The following is a 19756-nucleotide window of genomic DNA, read 5'->3' as shown; positions in this document are numbered from 1 at the left end:
GTAGTAGGGGAACCACGGGACTCCCGGCCAAACTCCCAGCGCAGGCGCCTCCCGTCAACCCACGTAGACTGGCAGCATGCGGTTGGTGGCAAGCGATATTGACGGAACGATCCTCGGGCACGACGGGAAAATCAGCCCCCGCACCATCCGCGCCTTCCATGCCTGCCGCACCGCCGGTGTGGAGCTCGTCTTCGTCACCGGCCGGCCGCCCCGCTGGCTGCACCCGCTCGAGGAACAACTGGGCCACACCGGCCGCGTGATCTGCTCCAACGGCGCGGTGGTCTGGGACCTGGAAGCCGACCGCCTGGTGTCCGCCCGCACCCTGGCCATCGACGCGGTCCTGGAAATCCGCCGCATCATCAAGGACCTCCGCCCCGCCGCGCTGTTCGCCGCCGAAACCCTCAGCGGATTCCACCTTGAGCCCGGCTTCATCGAGAACGAATCGAGCGAACTGCTCACCCAGTTCACCCCGGCGCCGCTGCGCGAGACGCTCACGGCGGATGACGCCGTCGTCAAGTTCCTTGCCATCGTCCGCGACGGCACCCCCGACGACTTCCTCGCCGAGGTGGCCCCCGCCGTCGAGCACCTTGCCGCAGCAACGCACTCCTCGCCCGGCGTCGCCATGCTGGAACTGTCCCTCCCCGGCGTCAACAAGGCCGTCACCCTCGCCGAGTACGCGGCCGCGCTGGGAATCGGCGCCGCAGACGTCGTGGCGTTCGGCGACATGCCCAATGACATCGAGATGCTCCGCTGGGCCGGGCACGGCTACGCCATGGCCAGCGGCCACCCCGAGGCCATCCGTGCTGCGGGGCAGCAGGCACCGCATTTTGACGACGACGGCGTCGCCCAGGTCCTGGAGGAACGCCTCGCTTCCCTTGGGGTGCAGCACTCCTGACGCCGGCGTTCCCGTGTGGTGCACCTGCCGCCATTTTCACAGGTTGCGCTCACTTGCCGTTCACCTTCGTTCCGTAGCGTGAAGCGCGGAGGGCAGGCACCTCTCCGGCCGGCAAAGGGGACAACATGGCACGAAGCGCAAAACACCAGACCGCTGAAGCACCGCTGCGCAGGGCAACGCCCGCGCCGCACTGGAAGAAGCTCCGGCAGGGGGACCGCGTCCGCGTCCAGCTCGCGCCCGGATTCGATGCCGCGGGCGTGGTGGATGCCATCACGGCTGACCATTCGGCCGTGTGGGTCCACCTCGATGGTGGCCGCGGCCGGACGCTGCTGCACTGCAGCGACGGCGTGGAAATCCTTCCGTACGGGGACTGACGCCACCGCCATGGGCGGGTGGGCCGGCTCCGGTACGCTCACTCTGTGAGCCTGCCGTTCTTCGACCACGCCGGCGCCGATGGCGCCCCGCTTCCCATCGCCATGGCCCACCGCGGCTTTTCCGTGGACGGACTCGAGAACTCGATGGCGGCGTTCCGCGCCGCCGCTGAGCTGGGCTGCCGCTACCTCGAAACGGACGTCCACACCACGTCCGACGGCGTGCTCCTCCTCTTCCACGACGGGACCCTGGACCGCGTGACGGACGGCAGCGGACGCGTAGCCGACCTTCCCGCCCAGGATGTTGCCGGTGCCCGGATCGGCGGGCGCGAACCTATTCCCACCTTCGAAGAACTCATCACGGCCCTGCCGGACGCGCGGCTGAACCTGGACGTCAAGGACTGGGGCTCGGTCCGCAGCACCGTCGAGGCCATCGAACGCCACGCTGTCCACGACCGGGTACTGATCGCCAGCTTTTCGGACCGGCGGCGGCGGGCCGTGCTGAAGCAGCTCAGCCGCCCGGTTGCCTCGTCCGCTGGCGTCGTATCCAACGCCCTGTTCGCGCTGCTGGGCCCCGTGCTGCCCGGTCCGGCGTTCCGCTGGCTGATGCGGAGGGTCCTGCGGGACGTGCACGCGCTGCAGGTGCCCGTGCGCTACGGCGCGGTGCCGGTGGTTACGCCCGGTTTCCTGCGCCGCGCGGAGTCCCTGGGACTGCTGGTCCACGTCTGGACCATCAACGACCCCGCCGAAATGCGCCGGCTCCTGGAGCTCGGCGTGGCAGGCATCGTCACCGACCGGGCGGACCTGCTGCGCCAGGTGCTCGTGGAGCGAGGCGAATGGCCCGGCCCGGGCGGCGCCGACGAGGCCTCGGACCGCTAGGTGTACTGCTAATCCCGGCCAGTGCTCGTGGACGGATCCTGGTCGCCTTCAGAGGGATCGGCCCGCAATTCGTCGGGGTTGCCGTCCGGAAGCCCGGCCGGACCCGCAACCCTGCCGCCAGCCGCGCCCGCTGGTGCCGTGGCGCCGCCGGCCAGCCCGCCGTCGTCGTCCGTGGTGCCGGGGCCGGACCCGTCGCGGTCCGTGTCGCCGGAATCCCCGCCGAGCGGGCTGCTGGACACCGGATCGGGTGCGGCGCCTGTCTTCAGGCCGGGCGCCTTCTGCTTTTCCGCTTCCATGGCGTTGGACCCCTCGCTGAGGGAGGAGTGGACCTCCACGTCATCATTGGGGTCCGCAGGGTCAGGAATGTCCATCTTCTCCGTGGGGTCGGATGTTCCGGCCAGATCCTCCATGGCGTTCTCTGCTGCCTTGCCGATGCTGTCGCCGATGCCCATGACTGCTCCTTCTGCCTTCGTGTGCCGGAACGCCCACTGGCCGACCGGCCCTACCCTTCCAGAATTATCAGCATGCTTACAATTAGTCCAGAGCTGGGGCATCCGACCGCAGCCCGAACGGAAGGACGAAGGACCGTGAGCACCTACCATCCGGAGAATGACCCCGCCAACCCGGACAAGCCGGGCAAGGACCGGGCCGACGACGTCGGCGCGGCCCGGGACGACCTCGCGAAACAACGCAGCACGGAAGCAGGGGACTCGCCGAACCCGGACCCGGCCGAAGGCAACATCACCGGGCTGGAGCCCGGCGGTGGAGTGCCGCCGGGGGAAACCCCGCCAGCCGAAGGCCAGATGAGCAGGGACCAGGGCCACTCCGAGTAGGCAGGTGGCCTAGGCGGGCTCGGTTTCCTGCGGACTGCGCCCGGCGGGCTCGGCCAGCTGGCGGTTGAGGCCGTCAGCGTCCTGCCGGGTGTTCCAGGACGCCCAGTCCTGCGGGCGGACGGACGGCCTGCCCAGCAGGTACCCCTGCCCGGCGTCGATGCCCAGTTCCGTCAGGACCTTCAGCTCGCCCACGGTTTCGATGCCCTCCGCCACCAGGGTGGTGCCGATCTGGTCCGTGAAGTCCACCAGGCAGGTGGTCAGCGCCCGCTGGAGGCCGTCATTGTCCACGTTGCCGAAGACGTCCCGGCCAACCTTGAGGAAGTCCGGCCGCAGGTGCACCATGCGGCTCAGTGCCCCGGCGCCGGAGTGCGTGTCGTCGATGGCGATCCGCAGTCCCTTGTCCCGGAGCGGGTTGATGGCGGCGATGAACTGCGCATACTCCTCATCCGGGATGGTTTCGGTCAGTTCGAGGACCACCCGGTCGATGGGGAGGTCGATGTGCGCGAACAGCTCCGGCAGCCGGGGGTCCAGGCAGGACGTGGGCGAAATGTTGAGGGAGACGTACAGGTCCGTGGGAAGGTCCCTCGCCGCGGCGGCAGCAGAACCCAGCGCCGAGAACTCAAGGTTTGCGCCGAGGCCTACGGCGGCTGCCTCTGCAAACCAGAGTTCGGCGGCGGCGCCGTCGTCGCTGACGAACCGCGAGAGCGCCTCCACTCCCACCACGCTCTTGTTGGCCAGCCCGTAGATGGGCTGGAACGCCGTCATCAGCATCTGGTTTTCCAGGAGTGCGCTGATGCGGGACACGCTGCGGATGGCGTCCAACTGCTCCGCGAACTTCGGCGGCATGGAGTTCGGGGCCAGGCGCATCTGCCGCGCGCTCTCGAGCGTCTCTTCGGTGTTGGCGTCACTGCGCCGGGTCTCGAGCAGGTACTCCAGCAGCGCCCGCTCGGGCACTCCCGGATTCTCGTCGAGGCTGTTGCTGAGGCGCTGGCGGACCGCGGCTCCGGACGGATCGGTGTCCGCCAGGACCGCGGCGATGATTCCCCATGCCTGTACACGAACCGACATTAGCTACGCCCCCAGTTGACGAAGTAATGACCCATTGGCCCATTTATGTTCAATTTCTAGAACGCCTTAACGTTTGGTGCTGACAACGGCGGTTTTCCGCGGTGCCGGAAAACCGTCCCCCGCACGATGATCGTATATCGGGTGGGGTGAAAAAGGCAGTACTTTCACGGCTGCCGGTGAGCGCTTTCCTGCTGGTCAGCGAGCAATGCGGGGATATCGTCCGCCGGAACGGGCCTGCTGAAGAAGTAGCCCTGCGCACTCAGGCAGCCGAGTTCCCGCAGAATGTCCGCCTGCTCTGCCGTTTCAACGCCTTCCCAGACGGCTTCCAGGCCGCAGGCGCGGACCAGCTGGAGGACGGCTGCCACCAGTGCCGGCTGGCTCGGATCAGTCCCCAAACCGGAAATCAGCGACCGGTCCACCTTGACCCGGTCCACAGGGAGGCGCCGGAGGTAGCTGATGGACGAGTAGCCCGTGCCGAAATCGTCAATCTCGATTCCCACCCCAAGCCCGCGGAGCCCGGCCAGAGAGTAGCGGTCCAGCTCGTTGCCCTTCACGATGGCCACTTCCGTCAGTTCGAGGACCACCTGTTCAGGCTTGACGCCCGTCTTCCGGAGGACGTTCCTGACGTCCTCGATGAACTGCAGGCTTTGCAGGTCCGTGGCGGAAATGTTGATCCGGACCGAGAAGTCGCCGTCCACCAGTGAATCGTCGATCCAGGCGCGCAGCTGCTGCACGGCGGTGCGGAGGACCCAGTTGCCCAGCTCCGAAATCAGGCCGGCTTCTTCGGCCAGTGGAATGAACTCGTCCGGCATGATGAACCCCCGGGTGGGGTGGTTCCAGCGGACCAGGGCTTCCACGCCCTCCAACCGGCGGGACACCAGGTCCACCACAGGCTGGTAGTACAGCATCAGGCCATCGTTCCGGATGGCCGCCCGCAGGTCTTCCACCAGCTGGCTGCGGAGCCGGCGGACCAGCAGCAGCCCGGGTTCGAACCGGTGCAGCCGGTTCTGCCCTTCGGCCTTCGAGGCGTACATGGCCACGTCGGCTTCCATCAGCATCTCTTCCGGAGTCTGGCCCGGCGAGCCGACGCTCAACCCGATGCTGGCCCCGCAGCGCACGCTCTTGCCCGGCAGTTCGATGGGTTCGCCCAGCGCCGCCAGGATCCGGTGCCCCACGATGGCCGCCTGGTCAGGGGCGACGGCGGGCATGACGATGGCGAACTCATCCCCGCCCAGCCTCGCCACCACGTCAGTGGCCCGCACAGCGTTCCGCACCCGCTGGCCCACCGTGATGAGCACCTGGTCACCGGCAGTGTGCCCCATGGAGTCGTTGATGGACTTGAAGGCGTCCAGGTCCATCAGGAGGATCACGGGCCCTTCCCCGGCTGCTGTGTCCGCATCCAGCGCGGCCCGGAGCGCGTCGATCAGCGCCGACCGGTTGGCAAGCCCGGTCAGCGGGTCCTGCATGGCCATCTTCTGCATCTTGAGGTGGGCCTCGTGCAGCATCTGGGTGCGGACCTGCACGCGCTGTTCCAGTTCCTCGTAAATGATCTGGAGGTCTTCGGCCAGCAAATTGGTGCCCATGATGATCGCGTCCAGCTCATCGCGGGCAGGGGAGACCTCAACCCGTGAGCCCAGGTCACCCGATGCGATCCGGACTATGTGGTCCAGCAGTTGGCTGAGCCGGGGATCGTTATCCGCGAACATCGGATTCTTCCTTCCCCTGCTCAGTTGGACTGGGTGCGGTCTGCATCGAGGGGGAGGCTGACCGTGACAGTGGTCCCCGCGCCCAGAGTGGAGGCCACATCAATCGTCCCACCGTGGCGGGCCACGATGTCCTTGGTGATGGCCAGGCCCAGTCCGGTCCCCGGGATGGCGCCGGACATGGCGTTGGACGCCCGGTAGAACCGGGTGAACACATGGTCGATCTCGTCACTGGAAATGCCGATGCCGTTATCGGCAACCCGGACAGTTGCCCAGCGGCTGCCGTCCGCAGCTGCGTGGGATTCACTGCCCACCTCGATGCGCCCGCCGCTGGGGGTGAACTTGATGGCGTTGGAGACCAGGTTGGTGAAGACCTGCTGCAGCTGGATTTCGTCGGCCAGGATCTCCGGGTCCTCCGGAACCGGATCCAGCGCGATGGTCACGTTCTGCAGTTTTGCCAGCGGCCGCAGCGCCGAGGCCACCAAATCCAGGGTCTGGCCGAGGCGGACCGGGGTCAGGTGCATCAGGGTGTCGTCGAGGCCGTTGCGGGAGACGCTGAGCATGTCCTCGATGAGGGTGCGCAGCCGCTCGGTGTTGCGGACCACAATGTCCAGCATCTGGTGGATCTCGGCCGAGCCGGGCTGTTCGGTGCTCTCCTGGATCATGTCCAGGTAGGCCATGATGGACGTCAGCGGTGTCCGGAGCTCGTGGTTCACGGTGGCCAGGAAATCTGTCTTCGCCTTGTCCAACTGCTGCAGCTGCTTCACTACCTGCTGCTGGCTGCTGATCAGGTGGCTCTGGATCAGGCCGTGGGCCGCGTTGCCCGCAACGTGCTGGATGAGCCCGAGTTCGGCACGCGACCATTTCCGCGGTTTGTCCAGCGACGCGATCCAGATGATGCCCAACGAGGAGCTTCCCTCGCCCATGGGCACCGCCAGCGTTGATGCCGCATTGGAGATGCCCGACGCCGGGGCCTCGCCGTCCGCCGCGTGCCCGCCGTCGGCGCGTGCCCGTGCGGGCTCGGCATCGTCCGCGTCCCCGGCATCCGTGGACAGGGTCTCGGCGCCGGCCCACAGCAGGTCCGCGATCCGCCGCGCGGAATCCTCGTCCGGCAGGTCGTCGTCGGACAATGGCTCCAGCCCGTCGCTGTCCCACGCCGCGGTGATGCGCGGAACGCGGTTGTCCTCGAAGGTTTCCAGCCGGACGTGGTCCGCCTTGAAGGTCCGGCCGAACCCCTCGACCACGCAGCGCGCAATTTCCTGGGGATCGTTGGTGGCGCGTACGGCGGCCGACACCAGGCGGAGCTGCTCGCGGAGGGCCTCGGCGTCCTGCCTCGACGCCCGGCGGCGTGCCACCTGGTCGATCAGGGCCGTGGTGCGGTGCACCAGCTCCCGCTGTGAGGTTGGCTTGGTGATGCAGTCGTGGATACCCGGCGGCTGCACGGATGTTTGCAGGGGATCGTCCAGGTCGACCATGACCAGCAGGGGCGCCTCGGTCTCGAGGCCGGGCAGCAGCGTGGCGTCCGTGATGATGGCTGCCGGCTCGCCTTCCGCCAGAAGCCCGGCCAGGCTTGCGGCATCGCCGGCGGCGTGCGCTGCGTAGCCGGCACTCCGGAGGGCCGAAGTGTTCTGAGCCAGCCTCGCGGCATCGGGGTCCGCTACGACGACGGTGCGGGGCGCGCTCGAAACTTCGGGCGTGTCAGACGCCACAACCACCCCTTCCCTCCCAGTTGAGTACATTGTAGGGGGACGAGGGGCATGGGGCTCCAGAAAGATCGCGGGGGAGGACAAAGTGACGCATCAGCCGGCGGAGCATGTCAAAGGGGACCTCAGCCTCGATGAGGGCGGGATCCTGCAGCTGCGATGGCCGCGCGGGGCATCGATCAGCGAGGCCGACGCCGAGAGCGCCATGGGCCGGGTCAATGAGATGTGCGGGTCCACCCGGCGTCCGATGCTGGTGGACATGGCCACCACCGAGAAGGTCAGCCGCGGCGCCCGGGCCGTGTTTGGCCGGCCGTGCCAGGCGTCCCGGATTGCGCTCCTGGGCTCATCGCCCGTGGACAAGGTCATGGCCAACTTCGCCTTGGGCGTGAGCAGGCTGCCGTGCCCCACGCGGTTCTTCACGTCCCGGACTGAAGCGATGGCCTGGTTGGTCCGCGACGCCTGACTCATACCGCTGCCTTGGGCGGCGTCCGGCCCGGTATGCGGCCGCGCCGACACCGCACGTCCGGCGGCTGAAGTGGCTTCAGGACATATATTTGGCACGTGCCTACCCCCGCAAAATCCGTGAAGACCGGCTGGCGGAAGTACCTGATGCTTCCCAGGCTTATCCGGCTGTCCCGTTCCGCGCCCAAGGACCGGCCGCTCGCCTGGGACCGCTACTGGGCCGGGATCACGGCTACCGGGCCGGGCGGCGAGGTGCTCTGGGACGCTGGAACCGACCATGAGTTCCGGGGCTACCGGGACCTCGTCCTTCGCCGCCTTGATACCGGGCTGCCGGTGGTGGATGTGGGATGCGGCCACGGCAGCTTCACGCGTGCCCTCGCTGCGCATTTTCCGCAGGCCATCGGCGTGGATATTTCGGCGCACGCGGCCGCCCGCGCTGCAGCGGAGCCCGGCAACCCGGGCAACGTCCGTTTTGAGGTCCGCGACATGACGGCGCCCGGGGCCGGTGCCGGCCTGGTGGACGGGCCGGCCAACGTCTTTGTCCGCGGCGTGCTGCACGTCCTGTCGCCGGAAGACCAGGTGGCCCTGGCCGAAAACCTGCGGGTCCTGGCAGGGGACCGGGGGACGGTGTTCCTGGCGGAAACCAATTTCCAGGGGAACCCCGTGGAGTACGTGACCCATCTGGGCGCCACGCGGCGCAGCATCCCCGCTCCGCTGGAGCGGGCCATCCGCGGGCTGCCGATGCCCGGCCACTTCGGCCCGAAGGAGCGCTCGCGCGCCCTGCCGCCTGCGTCCTGGGAGTTGCTGGAGGAGGGCTCCGCCGCGATCGAAATCAACCCCGTCACCGGCGTCGAAAGCCAAAGCCGGGTGCCTGGCTATGTGGCCGCCCTGCGCCCGCGGCGCCCATCCGGAGAGACCCGGCAGCACCCGGGGGAAACGCGCCACTGACGGGGCCCACAGATAGCCCTCCGCGCGCGGGTGTGCCAGCGCTGTGCGTGCCGCCGGAGTTGTGGGTTCCCGCCGAAACCCCGCCATCCCCTTGACAGCCGCCAGCCACCGGAGGCTTGATGGTAAGTAGACTTATCACGCAGCTGGGGCTGTTGAGGCCCAAAGAAAGGGCGGCCAACGTATGGCAGGGGGAACGCGATGCGCAACAGGTGGCGGAGATGCAGGACAGTACGCCGCGGCGGCTGCCGGGAGCACTCCGCATTGATTTCAGCGGCGGAATTGCAAAGTTTCGCCATTCCTGCCTTGAGGGGCTTTCCAGTCCACCGAAACGGCAGGCCCACCCTCATCAACCAGGAACCGCGCAGCGAAAGGCAACCACTCCCAGGACGGAAAACCCGGCCCGGGAAGCGCCGAAGCCGCACCCGCATCCCTGCATAGGCAGCACCGGGATACCATTCCGGGCCGATCCGGCGGCAGCGGACGCAAGACCCACAGGAAAAAACCATGCGAGAAATAATTCCCTCCGGCACCCTCCTCGGGATGCTCCTGCCGCCCACGTACGGCCGGCACATCACCGACGCCACGGCGTTCACCGTCCTGTCCGTCGAGATCTGGGCCACCGGCCTGGTGGTCACCATCCAGATGGCTGCCGACGGCGGCCCGCAGCCCCGCATCATCCTCCAGGACCACTTCGGAACCGAATACACCCTTCAGGACTCGGCCACGCTGGGATCGCGGAACCTCCAGGTCTTCACACCCTCCGTGCCGCCCGGCACCAGGAGCCTTACCATCCGCTCCGCTGACGACGCCGGAGCGCGCCCCGTGGTCACCTTTGCCGTCCCCCTGATGGCCGTTCCGGACACCCTGGACGATGCCGGCACAGCGGACGTCTCCGATGCTCCGGGCGGCAGCTCAGACGAAGGGTACACGCCGCAGGAACTGCGCCGGCCCGCCTGACAGTGCGCCCGCCGGGCAGGACCGCCAACCCCTCACCGAAAGGCCGCCGCATGCAGGACACCAGCCTGTTCATACCCGCCACCGCGATCGTCACCGGATCCGATTCCGGAATCGGCAAGGCCACGGCGGTGGCCCTGGCCCAGGCAGGGCTGGACGTCGGCGTCACCTGGCACTCGGACAAAGCCGGAGCCGACGGCACCGCCGACGAGGTCCGTGCCCTGGGCCGAAAGGCCTTGGTCCGGCAGCTCGACACCACGGACTTCCAGGGCGCCGCGGCGGCCGTCAATGAACTGGCTGACGGGCTTGGCGGCGTGGACGTCTTCGTGAACAACGCCGGCGCCGGTGACGGCACAAAGTTCCTTGACCTGGACGTTGACACGTGGATGCGGACACTGGACACCAACCTCAACGGAGCATTCGTGTGCCTGCAGGCGGCCGCCCGGCGCATGGTCAGCGCCGGCAGGGGTGGCCGCCTCATCGCCGTCACCAGCGTGCACGAATTCCAGCCGCGCGTCGGCGCCGCCGCGTACGATGCCTCCAAGCACGGGCTGGGCGGCCTCATGAAGACGCTGGCCCTCGAGCTCGCCGAGCATGGCATCACCGCCAACTCTGTGGCTCCCGGCGAGATTGCCACCCCCATGACAGGCCAGGAAAACGAGGATCCGGCATCGAAGGACCGGCCGGGAGTTCCGTTGGGCCGGCCCGGAGATGCCCGTGAGGTTGCCGCGGTCATCTCCTTCCTCGCCTCGCCTGCTGCCAGCTATGTCAACGGCGCCTCCTGGGCAGTGGACGGCGGCATGCTGCAGATGGGCCCGCAGGCGGGTTCCCATCTAACCAGCCACGACTGGCGGCAGGGCTGAGCTTCCCTCAGCTTCCCCTCGGGACATAGCGCAGCATTGTCCGCATGACGGATCGGGCAAGCGCTTTCCGGCCTAAGGCTGGCATGATGGGCGGATGCGCATTCTGATCGCTCCGGACAAGTTCAAGGGTTCACTCACCGCGGCTGAGGCGGCTGCGGCTATCGCCGAAGGCGCCCTCCGCGTGTACCCGGACGCCGTGGCCACCCAGTTCCCCATTGCCGACGGGGGCGAGGGAACCCTGGAGGCGGCCGTCGCGGCAGGCTATGAGGAGCGTCTCAACGCCGTGGTGGGTCCCATCCTCGCTCCGCTGGGTGCCGCGTGGGCCATCCGCAAGGACGACGCCGGCAAGGTCACCGCGGTGATCGAGACGGCACAGGCCTCCGGCCTGGCGGAGATGGAGCCCACGCCGGAAAACGCGCTCCGTGCCCACAGCTACGGCTGCGGCCAGCTCATCGCGGCAGCGCTGGAGGCAGGTGCCACCGAGATCGTGCTCGGCCTGGGCGGCTCGGCCATGAGCGACGGCGGCAGCGGCGCCCTGCGTGCGCTGGGCCTCAAACCGCTCGACTCGGCCGGCAGCGTGGTGCCGCTCGGTGGCGGCTCGCTTGCCGACGTCGTCTCGCTCGACGCCAGCGGACTCGATCCCCGGCTGTCTGCCACCACTTTCCGGATCGCCGTGGATGTCCGCAACCCGCTCTACGGGCCCACCGGCGCCGCGCACGTGTTCTCACCCCAGAAGGGCGCGGACGATGATGCCGTTGAACTGCTCGACGCCGGCCTCCGCAACTGGGCGTCAGTCCTGCGGGAGGCGACAAACCGGGACGTGAACGTCCCCGGCGCCGGCGCCGCCGGCGGCTTCCCGGCGTCGTTCCTCGCTTACACCGACGCCACGCTGGAAGGCGGCTTCGCGCTGGTGGCCGGCCTGACCGGCCTGGCAGGCGAGCTGGCCGGCGCAGACCTGGTGATCACGGGCGAAGGGTCCATGGATTCCCAGTCGCTGACCGGCAAGGCGCCCATCGCGCTTGCCGAGGCTGCCCGCGAACATGGCATCCCCGTCATCGTGGTGGCCGGACGGATCCTGGTGACCCTCGAGGACCTCACCGGGCACGGCGTGGTTGCCGCGGCCCAGTTGCTGGACGTTGCCTCAAGCCCGGAAGACGCCATTGCCAACGCCGGCAAATACCTCACCTGGGCAACCAGCCAGGTCCTCGAAGGGGCCTAATCTCCGCGTCTTCAGTGGGCGCCCACCTGCAGGGCGTGGCTCACGGCGGCCTTCGCCCCACGTGTCCACGGTTCGCCATGCCCGGTCAAGACCGTGGTGGCTCCGGTGGCGGCGATCACCGCCAGTGACGCCAAGGCCTGGGCCGTGTCTTTCGTGGCGGCGGAAGCCACGATCTGCGGGCCGCTCTTTCCGGTGTATGGATCGAGCGTGACAACCGCGTCTCCGGCAAGGACGGCATCGCGGTCAGGGAAATGCAGGATGCAGTGGCCGTCGGTGTGGCCCGGTGTATGGATGGCCGTAGGGCGGCCCGGGACCTGCAGTGGAGCGCCGGTTTCCAACGGGCTGGTGTCCGGCACGCCTTTCACATTCAGCGCCCCCGCGGCCGCCATCCGTCCCAACAGCGGCACGGACCGCGGGTGGCCCAGCGGATACAGGAAACGGTTGCGCTGGGGCTTGTACCGGTAGGGGTGCGCGGCGAGGCGGGCATCCCCGCCGTGAACCAGTACCGGCACGCGCCACTCCCGGCGGGCGCGCAGTGCAAACCCGACATGGTCGAAGTGGCCGTGAGTGAGCACCACTGCCCGGACCTGGTCCGGGCGGCGGCCGCACGCGTCTAAGAGTTCCTGCAGCATGGGCCACATGCTGGGAAGTCCTGCGTCCACGAGGGTAATCCCGTCATCGTCCTCCACGACGTAGCAGTTGACGTGTGCATGGCTGATCAGATGGATGCCATCGGCGACGTTGCGGGTTATCACGCGAATCAGCCGACGAAGGGCTTGTTGCGGCGCCGGCTCCAGATCAGCACCGCGATCAGTACCACCACCACGATGCCGCCGATAACCCAGGGCGCATAGTTCACCCGCGTGGATTCGCTCTGCGTCGATTCGCCGGTTCCGGGGTTGGCCGGGCCGGTGGACGATGTGTCACCGGGCGACGGGGTGGGAGTGTTTCCTGCCGGTACGGCGGCTCCGGCGTTGAATCCAACCGCCGCGGTGGCGGCGGCCGGCGCCGGGGTGGCAGAGGCCGCGCCGGCTGAGAGTGCGGGTGCGGCCAGCAGAAGCAGGGCGAGCAGGACTGATTTCAGTGCGGTTCTCATGTGTTCCTCTCTTAGTGGACAGGTTCAAGGAGTCGTGCAGCTCAGGCGCCGGTCTCGTAATGCGGTTCAGCTACCGGCTTGGACTCCGGGGAGCCCTTCTCACGCAGGTAGACGGAGGCACCCACCAGGACGGCGACGGCAAGGAATTCGCTTTGCCAGTTCTGGAACGACTCGAACCAGAAGCGGCTGGTGCCGAGGTACTGCAGGAAGGTCACGGCGGGCTGGCCATGGCTTTGCTGGTCCTCGCTGTACGCCTCCGCTCCGCCCACGCCATGCATGGTGAAGGAGGCCAGGAACAGCGCGAACAGGAGGATGGACAGCGAGTGCTTATAGAACCCGAGCGCCATCCCGCCGCGTTTTACCGGCCAGGGCGTTGCCTTCCTGATAGCGGCGTGGCGGGGGTCTTCATCCTGCGGCGCTTTCTTGTCCACGGGTTTCGACTCCGACGAACCCTTTTGGAACAGGAAAATGGTCAGCACCACGTACATGGCCATCTGCAGGAACTCTGACTCCCAGTTTTCGAATGTGGCCTCCAGGAATTCTCCACTGCCCAGGAACTGGACTACTGTTACGGCCGGTTCCCCATGGGCCTGCTGGTCTTCGCTGTAGGAGGCAGCCCCTGACAGGATCATGCCTCCGAAGAACGCCAGGAAGAGGGCCAAATTTGCCAGGAGCAGCCCGTGCTCTTTAGCCCATTTGCGCATTTCCTACTCCATTTCCTAGAGCTTCCGGTCGAGTTTGCCGGCGTCGGCCTTCCGGTTGAGATGGATGGGGACATAGACCAGCAGGACTACCATCACCGCCAGCAGGGCACCTCCGGCGGTCAGGCCGGCCTGCCGCCCTGCGGTGACGTCGAAGACCAGCGCGGCGGTCCCGGCGCTGAGGAGTGCGATCCCGCCAAGCGCGATCTTGGTGATGGAGTCCGCGCTGGAGACCAGCGTTTCCTTCAGCCGCTTCCGGAACAGCCGGCGGTGGACGCTGACGGGGAGGAGGATAAAGGCCGTGGTCAGTGCGGCGACCACCACGTTAGCGAGGTACAGGTTGACTTGGAAATCATCCAAGTCCTCGAACCGCGATTGGAAGGGGAGCGTCAGCAGGAATCCAGCGAGGATCTGCACGCCGGTCTGCAGCACCCTCAGCTCCTGCAGCAGCTCGGCCCAGTTGCGGTCCAGCTGTTCCTCGCGGGTTTCATTCCGCCCGGTCCTGCCGGTGTAATCCTCCACCTCTGACATTCCTGCGTCCTCCAATCCCGGCCAGCCCCCTGTTCCCTTCCTACTCTTTACCTACCCAGAAACAAAGCAACGTTGCGCCAACACCAGTATTTGATAAGTTTACTGATTATTGGTTCTGAACGGTGGACTTGGTTCCTTCGTGGGGGATAGCTTCGAAGAGCCGGTATACCGGCGAAGCTCTTCGGAAACCGACAACTGAGTAGGCGGACTATGAGCGGCACAGACAAGCAGGACACAGTCAAGCAGACAGACCAGCCCAAGGACCCGCGGCGTGGCTACCATTCGGGGCCGTTTCCTGAACAGGAACAGAAGCAGCCCGGCCTGACCGCGCCCATGGATCCCAAGCCGGACCACGGCGAAGCGTCCTATGAGGGCAATGGAAAGCTCGAAGGCAAGGCAGCCCTGATCACCGGCGGCGACTCCGGAATCGGCAAGGCCGCGGCCATCGCCTTCGCCCGCGAGGGGGCCGACGTCGCCATCTCCTACCTCCCGGAAGAGGAGGACGATGCCCAGGACACCGCGGAATGGATCCGCAAGGCGGGGCGCCGCGCGCTGCTGTTCCCCGGCGACGGGCGCGAGGAGGACTTCAGCACCCGGATCGCGGACGAAGCCGCCAGCGAATTTGGCCGCCTGGATGTGGTGGTGCTGAACGCGGCCTACCAAAAGAACCGGGACAGCCTCGAGTCGCTGCCCACCGAAGAGTTCGACAGGGTCTTCAAGACCAACCTGTACTCGCTGCTCTGGACGGCGCGGGCGGCCGTTCCGCACCTGAAGGCAGGCGCCTCAATCATCACAACCGCATCGATCCAGGCTTTCAACCCGTCCCCTGGCCTGATCGACTACGCCATGACCAAGGCAGCCCAGGTGGCCTTCACCAAGGCGCTGGCCCAGGAACTGGGGCCCAAGGGGATCCGGGTCAACGCCATTGCGCCCGGCCCCATCTGGACTCCGCTGATTCCGGCCACCGAATGGCCGGACAAGTTGCCGTCCTTCGGCCAGGACATACCCTTGGAGCGCGCCGGCCAACCCGCCGAACTGGCAGCGGCATATGTGCTGCTCGCCTCCGAGGACGGCTCCTACATTTCCGGGGCAGTACTCCCGGTGACCGGGGGCAAGGGCCTCTAGCCCACTTCACACCAAATCAACCGCAACGCAAACAGGAGGAACCATGACGCAGGACAACCAGCACGCTGCACCCGAGACCGACCCGGGCGGCTACGGCACTCCAACCGCTGAGCAGGAAATGGGCGGGCAGGACCAGCAGGCCACCCGGGGTCCGCAGGGCGGCCAGGGCGCGGCCACCAACGAACCGCAGCCCGGCGGAGAGGAGCAGGTGGCGCGCGATGTCGACCTGCCCTCCAGCGCCGCCGAAATCGACGAGAACAACGACGACTCCAAGGGGTCCGCGCCCACTTCCTCGGAACCGGGGCAGGAAGCGGCGGGCGTCCCGGACGGCAGTGGCAACGACCTTCCGCAGGAAAAGTCGCCCAAGGACGACGGCGGCGAAGAGTTCAACGCCGGCTAGCACCACCGCTTCAGCACAACGGCCCCTGCCACTGTTCCCGCAAAGAGCAGCGGCAGGGGCCTTTGCCGTCTCCGGGGAACGCGGCCGGGCATACCCGCCGCTTCGGCTGGGTACGGGACAGGCGGAAACGTGCAGGCACGGGCTGGCTTCCGCGCCCATGATCCCAACAAGTGGGAGGAGATGGACCGTGAGCAGGAGATCGTCAGAGGCGTGGGCCCAGCAGACGGATTTTCCCGAAACCGTGATGGTGGACGTGCTGGTGCCCACGTGCAACCGGCCGGCGGAACTCGCTGTCACGCTGTCAGGACTTGCCGGACAGACCGACCCGGCGTTTGCCGTGGTGATCAGCGACCAGTCCACGGGTGAACCGGGGTGGGAGCACCCGGCAGCCGCTGCCATGGTGCGGGTGCTGGAGGCGCAGGGACGACGTGTCAGGCGACTGCGCCATCTGCCCCGCCGTGGCCTGGCCGAACACCGGCAGTTCATGCTGGACCAGGCAACCGCGGACCAGTGCCTGTTCCTCGACGACGACGTCTGGCTGGAACCGGGAGCGCTCCAGCAGTTGAGCCGGGCCTTGGACGAACTGGGATGCGGTTTCGTTGGCATGGCCCCGCAGGGCCTGTCCTTCCTCAACGACCGGAGGCCCGAGCAGACTGCCGTTTTTCAAGCATGGGACGGACCAGTGAGTGCCGAGAAGATCCGCCCCGGAGATCCAGGATTTGACCGGTGGCCCCTGCACAGCGCCGCCAACCTGAGCCACCTCAGTGCGGACCTCAAACTCCAGCCTGGCCAATGGCTGCCTTACCGTGTGGCCTGGCTTGGCGGCTGTGTCCTCTACCGCAGGGAGGCGCTCACCAGCGCAGGCGGATTCAGCCTCTGGACCCGCCTGCCCGCTCACCACGCCGGCGAGGACGTACTGGCCCAGTGGCAGGTCATGGAACGGTACGGCGGCGCCGGCATCCTGCCGTCGGGGGCGGTCCACCTGGAGTCTCCCACCACCGTGGCCGACCGCCGGGTGGAGGCCTACGAGGTCGTGCTCAACCGTGGCCCGGCGTAAGTGGACGGGCTGTCAGGGCCGGGTGTCGGCGTCGTACTCCAACCCGATCTGGCGACGGATCTCATCCATGGCCGCCATGATGGACACGGTTTCGGTGGGCGGAAGAAGGCTCCCCGCTGTGCCGCCGGCACCCGCCAGGCGCTCCAGCTCAGCGGCCTGGTATTGCATCCCGCGGCCGTTGACCGGCTGCTCAAACCGTTCCACCATGTTTCCTGCGGCGTCGAACACCGTAAACGGAACAGGGTTGTACCAGGTGGACTCGATGTCGATCCAGCCTTCCGTTCCGATCACCAGGGCCCGGTTGGCGCTCGCGGCGTCGAGCTCACAGTCAACGATCGCCTGCGCACCCCCTGCATACTCGAAGATCGCCGACGTCTGGCGGTCCACCCCGGTGACAGTCTTCGACGCACTGGCCAGGATCCGCTGCGGCGCGCCCAGGATGTCGAACGCGAAGGAGATGGGATAGATCCCCAGGTCCAGCAGCGCTCCGCCACCGAGGGCGGGGTCGTTCAGCCGGTGGGCAGGATCCTTGGGCAGGTCCTGGTTGTGGCTCGCCAGCACCTTGCGGACTTCGCCGATGGTTCCCTGGCCAATGATCTCGCGGATCCGGGCCATGTGGGGAAGGAACCTCGTCCACATGGCCTCCAGTACCACCAGGCCCTTGGCCGCTGCGAGGTCCACAATCTCCTGCGCCTCGCGGGCGTTGATGGTGAAGGCCTTCTCCACCAGCACGTGTTTGCCGGCGTTGAGCGCCATCAGGGCATTGGCGTGGTGGAACGGGTGCGGAGTGGCGACGTAGACAACGTCCACGTCCGGATCGGCCACCAGGTCCTCGTAGCTCCCGTGGGCGGTGGAAATGCCGTGCCCGTCGGCGAACGCCTTGCTGGACTCCTCCGTGCGGGAGCCCACGGCCTGGACGGTGAAGCCGTTCTCCTGCAGGTCCGGGACCTGCAGTCCGGCGATGAAGCCAGTCCCCAGGATGCCCCACCGGAGGCGGCCGTCGGAGGTTCCGTTGCTGTTGGTCACGCGTCAGTCCTTTGCAGAATCAGGGAAGGGGTATGCCATGTAGGCGAAGCGGCCGGAATCGGGCGACCAGCTGTTGACGTTGAGCGTACCTTGGCCGCCAAAGAGGGGCCACGTATGGAGCGGCCGGTCCCATGCAGTGGTGGACACGAGGACGACGGCGACCGGAAGGTCCGCGGGGTGGCCTTGGGTTCCGCCGGGGAAGCGGAGGTACGCCGCGAAGGCGCCATTGGGGGACAGGTGCGGGAACCAGTCCACCGTTCCGGACTCCAGGAGCTGCTCCAGCCCTGTTCCGTCAACACGTATGCGTGCGAGCTGGGCGTGCCCCGGCCGCCCCGTGAACGCCTCCGTGTTGAAGTACAGCCAGGAACCGTCCGGTGAGTACTCCGGCCCGTCGCAGTGGCTGTCCACGCTCAAAGCCGCGGCAGCACCGCCGTCGGACGCCATGGTCATCAGCCTGCCGGGCTTCGTGAAATCGCCTGCTTCGATGCCTACGTACGCCAGTGCGGTTCCGTCCGGGCTGACGCCGTGCAGGAAATGGAAGGTGCCGTCCTCCGTGGTGACCTGCTCCGCCGTGCCGCCGGTGAGCGCGGCCCGGTAGATGTGGCCGTCGTTCGCGGAACAGAAGATGGTCCTGCCGTCGGGCGCCAGGACATGGTCGTTATTCAAGTCCCGGGCGCCACGGAGGGGAACGTGGGCAAGAGTTGCCGTGGCGATCTCCAGGGTCCAGAGCTTCCCGTCCCCGTTGAGCACCAGCGAACTGCCGTCGAGGGTCCAGTTGGGGGCCTCGAGCAGCACTTCGCCGGTGGAATACAGCAGCTCTGATTCCCCGGTGACGGAGGCGATCCATACTTCGCTGCGCTGCCCGGGTTGGAGGGTGCGGTTCACATGCCTGCTTTCGGGCCGGTGGTCCGGCGGTACTCAGTCCTTGCTGCTGAAGGCGGCGTCGAAGCTGGTCTGGGAGGCGGGGAAGTCGTATTTTTTGAGGGCGGCGAGGGCTTCGGGGGCGCCGTGGAGGCGGTCCATGCCGGCGTCTTCCCATTCGACGGAGATGGGTCCGTCGTAGCCGATGGCGGCCAGCGCCCGGAAGGACGCTTCCCAGGGGACGTCGCCGCGGCCGGCGGAGACGAAGTCCCAGCCGCGGCGGGGGTCGCCCCAGGCCAGGTGGGAACCGAGGACGGTGTTCCGGCCGGTCTGGCGGATCTTGGTGTCCTTGCAGTCCACGTGGTAGATCCGGTCCTTGAAGTCCCAGATGAAGGACACGGGGTCGATGCCCTGCCACATCATGTGGGAGGGGTCCCAGTTCAGGCCGAACGCTTCGCGGTGGCCGATCGCTTCGAGGGTGCGGACGGTGGTCCAGTAGTCGTAGGCGATCTCACTCGGGTGGACTTCGTGGGCGAAGCGGACGCCGTTGTCGTCGAAGACGTCCAGGATGGGGTTCCAGCGGTCGGCGAAGTCCTGGTAGCCGGCGTCGATGACCTTTTCCGGGACGGGCGGGAACATGGCGACGTATTGCCAGATGGAGGAGCCGGTGAACCCGACGACGGTGTCCACGCCCAGTGCGCGGGCGAGCCGGGCGGTGTGCTTGAGTTCCTCGGCGGCGCGCTGGCGGACGCCTTCGGGGTCCCCGTCGCCCCAGACCTTCGAGCCGACGATGGCTTCGTGGCGGAAGTCGATGGGGTCATCGCAGACGGCCTGGCCCTTGAGGTGGTTGGAGATGGCCCAGACTTTGAGGTTGTACTTGTCCAGGAGTTCGAGCTTGGACTCGACGTAGCCGGGTTCGTCCACGCGCCAGGCGTCCAGGTGGTCTCCGGAGACGGCGATTTCGAGGCCGTCGTAGCCCCAGCCGGAGGCAAGCCTGGCGACTTCCTCGAGGGGAAGGTCGGCCCACTGGCCGGTGAACAGGGTAAACGGGCGGGGCATGG

The 19756-nt window shown here is 67.5% G+C and carries 23 protein-coding genes; 12 read left to right on the top strand and 11 right to left on the bottom strand.

Annotation, left to right across the window (positions count from 1 at the left end; all coding sequences use genetic code 11):
- Positions 1 to 76 precede the first annotated feature (76 nt).
- The 3 genes from QE394_RS08565 to QE394_RS08555 all read left to right on the top strand — a co-directional run bounded on the left by QE394_RS08565 (position 77) and on the right by QE394_RS08555 (position 2145).
- The gene (locus QE394_RS08565; protein WP_056077126.1) at positions 77 to 895 is read left to right on the top strand and encodes a Cof-type HAD-IIB family hydrolase; all 819 of its coding nucleotides are present in this window, start codon (positions 77 to 79) and stop codon (positions 893 to 895) included.
- Between the two features lie 125 nt (positions 896 to 1020).
- Positions 1021 to 1269 carry a hypothetical protein gene (locus QE394_RS08560; RefSeq protein WP_091717270.1) on the top strand — a complete coding sequence of 83 codons (249 nt, stop codon included), beginning with the start codon at positions 1021 to 1023 and terminating at the stop codon, positions 1267 to 1269.
- Positions 1270 to 1314: 45 nt separating this feature from the next.
- Positions 1315 to 2145, top strand: coding sequence for a glycerophosphodiester phosphodiesterase (locus QE394_RS08555; protein ID WP_349034278.1), 831 nt, complete (start codon positions 1315 to 1317; stop codon positions 2143 to 2145).
- 8 nt (positions 2146 to 2153) lie between these two features.
- On the opposite strand, the gene QE394_RS08550 is transcribed toward QE394_RS08555, so the two are convergent.
- On the bottom strand, positions 2154 to 2597 hold the full coding sequence (locus tag QE394_RS08550) for a hypothetical protein (RefSeq protein WP_261618896.1): 444 nt from the start codon (positions 2595 to 2597) through the stop codon (positions 2154 to 2156).
- Positions 2598 to 2732: 135 nt separating this feature from the next.
- Between QE394_RS08550 and QE394_RS08545 the strand changes: the two genes are divergently transcribed.
- Positions 2733 to 2978 (top strand): DUF6480 family protein, encoded by a 246-nt coding sequence (locus tag QE394_RS08545; RefSeq protein ID WP_349034277.1) that lies wholly within the window; start codon positions 2733 to 2735, stop codon positions 2976 to 2978.
- Between the two features lie 9 nt (positions 2979 to 2987).
- On the opposite strand, the gene QE394_RS08540 is transcribed toward QE394_RS08545, so the two are convergent.
- From QE394_RS08540 to QE394_RS08530, 3 genes are all read right to left on the bottom strand, one after another.
- The gene (locus tag QE394_RS08540) at positions 2988 to 4046 is read right to left on the bottom strand and encodes an EAL domain-containing protein (protein WP_056077114.1); all 1059 of its coding nucleotides are present in this window, start codon (positions 4044 to 4046) and stop codon (positions 2988 to 2990) included.
- 164 nt (positions 4047 to 4210) lie between these two features.
- Positions 4211 to 5752 (bottom strand): EAL domain-containing protein, encoded by a 1542-nt coding sequence (locus tag QE394_RS08535; protein WP_261618898.1) that lies wholly within the window; start codon positions 5750 to 5752, stop codon positions 4211 to 4213.
- A 20-nt stretch (positions 5753 to 5772) separates the two neighbouring features.
- Positions 5773 to 7458 (bottom strand): ATP-binding protein, encoded by a 1686-nt coding sequence (locus tag QE394_RS08530; RefSeq protein ID WP_349034276.1) that lies wholly within the window; start codon positions 7456 to 7458, stop codon positions 5773 to 5775.
- An 82-nt stretch (positions 7459 to 7540) separates the two neighbouring features.
- On the opposite strand from QE394_RS08530, the gene QE394_RS08525 reads away from it, so the two are divergent.
- From QE394_RS08525 to QE394_RS08505, 5 genes are all read left to right on the top strand, one after another.
- Positions 7541 to 7915, top strand: coding sequence for an STAS/SEC14 domain-containing protein (locus QE394_RS08525; RefSeq protein ID WP_056077110.1), 375 nt, complete (start codon positions 7541 to 7543; stop codon positions 7913 to 7915).
- Positions 7916 to 8061: 146 nt separating this feature from the next.
- Entirely contained in the window at positions 8062 to 8862 is an 801-nt protein-coding gene (locus QE394_RS08520) for a class I SAM-dependent methyltransferase (protein ID WP_349035390.1), read from the top strand.
- A 504-nt stretch (positions 8863 to 9366) separates the two neighbouring features.
- The gene (locus tag QE394_RS08515) at positions 9367 to 9819 is read left to right on the top strand and encodes a hypothetical protein (RefSeq protein WP_349034275.1); all 453 of its coding nucleotides are present in this window, start codon (positions 9367 to 9369) and stop codon (positions 9817 to 9819) included.
- A gap of 50 nt (positions 9820 to 9869) precedes the next feature.
- A complete protein-coding gene (locus QE394_RS08510) occupies positions 9870 to 10679 on the top strand; it encodes an SDR family oxidoreductase (protein ID WP_349034274.1) in 810 nt (269 codons plus the stop codon).
- A 94-nt stretch (positions 10680 to 10773) separates the two neighbouring features.
- A complete protein-coding gene (locus QE394_RS08505; protein WP_349034273.1) occupies positions 10774 to 11898 on the top strand; it encodes a glycerate kinase in 1125 nt (374 codons plus the stop codon).
- Between the two features lie 11 nt (positions 11899 to 11909).
- Here QE394_RS08505 and QE394_RS08500 read toward each other — a convergent pair whose 3' ends face one another.
- From QE394_RS08500 to QE394_RS08485, 4 genes are read right to left on the bottom strand one after another with little or no spacing between them, the layout of a single operon-like run.
- Positions 11910 to 12653: an MBL fold metallo-hydrolase gene (locus tag QE394_RS08500; protein WP_261618903.1), complete on the bottom strand. Its 744-nt coding sequence runs from the start codon at positions 12651 to 12653 to the stop codon at positions 11910 to 11912.
- 5 nt (positions 12654 to 12658) lie between these two features.
- Entirely contained in the window at positions 12659 to 12994 is a 336-nt protein-coding gene (locus QE394_RS08495) for a hypothetical protein (protein WP_056077102.1), read from the bottom strand.
- A 41-nt stretch (positions 12995 to 13035) separates the two neighbouring features.
- Positions 13036 to 13698 (bottom strand): DUF6766 family protein, encoded by a 663-nt coding sequence (locus QE394_RS08490; protein ID WP_056077100.1) that lies wholly within the window; start codon positions 13696 to 13698, stop codon positions 13036 to 13038.
- Between the two features lie 15 nt (positions 13699 to 13713).
- The gene (locus tag QE394_RS08485; protein ID WP_056077098.1) at positions 13714 to 14226 is read right to left on the bottom strand and encodes a DUF6328 family protein; all 513 of its coding nucleotides are present in this window, start codon (positions 14224 to 14226) and stop codon (positions 13714 to 13716) included.
- A gap of 210 nt (positions 14227 to 14436) precedes the next feature.
- Here QE394_RS08485 and QE394_RS08480 point away from each other — a divergent pair, with 210 nt between their 5' ends.
- The 3 genes from QE394_RS08480 to QE394_RS08470 all read left to right on the top strand — a co-directional run bounded on the left by QE394_RS08480 (position 14437) and on the right by QE394_RS08470 (position 16808).
- Positions 14437 to 15351, top strand: a complete 915-nt coding sequence (locus tag QE394_RS08480; protein ID WP_349034272.1) for an SDR family oxidoreductase — start codon at positions 14437 to 14439, stop codon at positions 15349 to 15351.
- A 43-nt stretch (positions 15352 to 15394) separates the two neighbouring features.
- Positions 15395 to 15751 (top strand): hypothetical protein, encoded by a 357-nt coding sequence (locus QE394_RS08475; protein ID WP_349034271.1) that lies wholly within the window; start codon positions 15395 to 15397, stop codon positions 15749 to 15751.
- 187 nt (positions 15752 to 15938) lie between these two features.
- Complete coding sequence (locus QE394_RS08470; RefSeq protein ID WP_349034270.1) at positions 15939 to 16808, top strand: glycosyltransferase; 870 nt, start codon at positions 15939 to 15941, stop codon at positions 16806 to 16808.
- Positions 16809 to 16820: 12 nt separating this feature from the next.
- Here the strand turns inward: QE394_RS08470 and QE394_RS08465 are convergent, their stop codons facing one another.
- Genes QE394_RS08465 through QE394_RS08455 form a run of 3 tightly spaced genes read right to left on the bottom strand, consistent with a single transcriptional unit; the run spans position 16821 to position 19754 of the window.
- Positions 16821 to 17834, bottom strand: coding sequence for a Gfo/Idh/MocA family oxidoreductase (locus QE394_RS08465; protein ID WP_056077091.1), 1014 nt, complete (start codon positions 17832 to 17834; stop codon positions 16821 to 16823).
- Between the two features lie 3 nt (positions 17835 to 17837).
- On the bottom strand, positions 17838 to 18719 hold the full coding sequence (locus QE394_RS08460; RefSeq protein WP_314212274.1) for a biopolymer transporter Tol: 882 nt from the start codon (positions 18717 to 18719) through the stop codon (positions 17838 to 17840).
- Between the two features lie 33 nt (positions 18720 to 18752).
- Positions 18753 to 19754 (bottom strand): sugar phosphate isomerase/epimerase, encoded by a 1002-nt coding sequence (locus QE394_RS08455; RefSeq protein WP_349033493.1) that lies wholly within the window; start codon positions 19752 to 19754, stop codon positions 18753 to 18755.
- Positions 19755 to 19756 lie beyond the last annotated feature (2 nt).

The organism is Pseudarthrobacter sp. SORGH_AS 212, assembly GCF_030818145.1.
In the GTDB taxonomy this organism is placed as follows: Bacteria; Actinomycetota; Actinomycetes; order Actinomycetales; family Micrococcaceae; genus Arthrobacter.
The sequence above is the reverse complement of the archived record's forward strand: the minus strand, read 5'-3'. Positions and strand labels throughout refer to the sequence as shown.

Excerpts from the sequence above, each read along its gene's own strand:
- QE394_RS08565 (WP_056077126.1), top strand. The coding sequence starts at position 77 with ATGCGGTTGGTGGCAAGCGATATTGACGGAACGATCCTCGGGCACGAC.
- QE394_RS08560 (WP_091717270.1), top strand. The coding sequence starts at position 1,021 with ATGGCACGAAGCGCAAAACACCAGACCGCTGAAGCACCGCTGCGCAGG.
- QE394_RS08550 (WP_261618896.1), bottom strand. The coding sequence starts at position 2,597 with ATGGGCATCGGCGACAGCATCGGCAAGGCAGCAGAGAACGCCATGGAG.
- QE394_RS08540 (WP_056077114.1), bottom strand. The coding sequence starts at position 4,046 with ATGTCGGTTCGTGTACAGGCATGGGGAATCATCGCCGCGGTCCTGGCG.
- QE394_RS08535 (WP_261618898.1), bottom strand. The coding sequence starts at position 5,752 with ATGTTCGCGGATAACGATCCCCGGCTCAGCCAACTGCTGGACCACATA.
- QE394_RS08520 (WP_349035390.1), top strand. The coding sequence starts at position 8,062 with ATGCTTCCCAGGCTTATCCGGCTGTCCCGTTCCGCGCCCAAGGACCGG.
- QE394_RS08515 (WP_349034275.1), top strand. The coding sequence starts at position 9,367 with ATGCGAGAAATAATTCCCTCCGGCACCCTCCTCGGGATGCTCCTGCCG.
- QE394_RS08510 (WP_349034274.1), top strand. The coding sequence starts at position 9,870 with ATGCAGGACACCAGCCTGTTCATACCCGCCACCGCGATCGTCACCGGA.
- QE394_RS08505 (WP_349034273.1), top strand. The coding sequence starts at position 10,774 with ATGCGCATTCTGATCGCTCCGGACAAGTTCAAGGGTTCACTCACCGCG.
- QE394_RS08495 (WP_056077102.1), bottom strand. The coding sequence starts at position 12,994 with ATGAGAACCGCACTGAAATCAGTCCTGCTCGCCCTGCTTCTGCTGGCC.
- QE394_RS08490 (WP_056077100.1), bottom strand. The coding sequence starts at position 13,698 with ATGCGCAAATGGGCTAAAGAGCACGGGCTGCTCCTGGCAAATTTGGCC.
- QE394_RS08485 (WP_056077098.1), bottom strand. The coding sequence starts at position 14,226 with ATGTCAGAGGTGGAGGATTACACCGGCAGGACCGGGCGGAATGAAACC.
- QE394_RS08480 (WP_349034272.1), top strand. The coding sequence starts at position 14,437 with ATGAGCGGCACAGACAAGCAGGACACAGTCAAGCAGACAGACCAGCCC.
- QE394_RS08475 (WP_349034271.1), top strand. The coding sequence starts at position 15,395 with ATGACGCAGGACAACCAGCACGCTGCACCCGAGACCGACCCGGGCGGC.
- QE394_RS08455 (WP_349033493.1), bottom strand. The coding sequence starts at position 19,754 with ATGCCCCGCCCGTTTACCCTGTTCACCGGCCAGTGGGCCGACCTTCCC.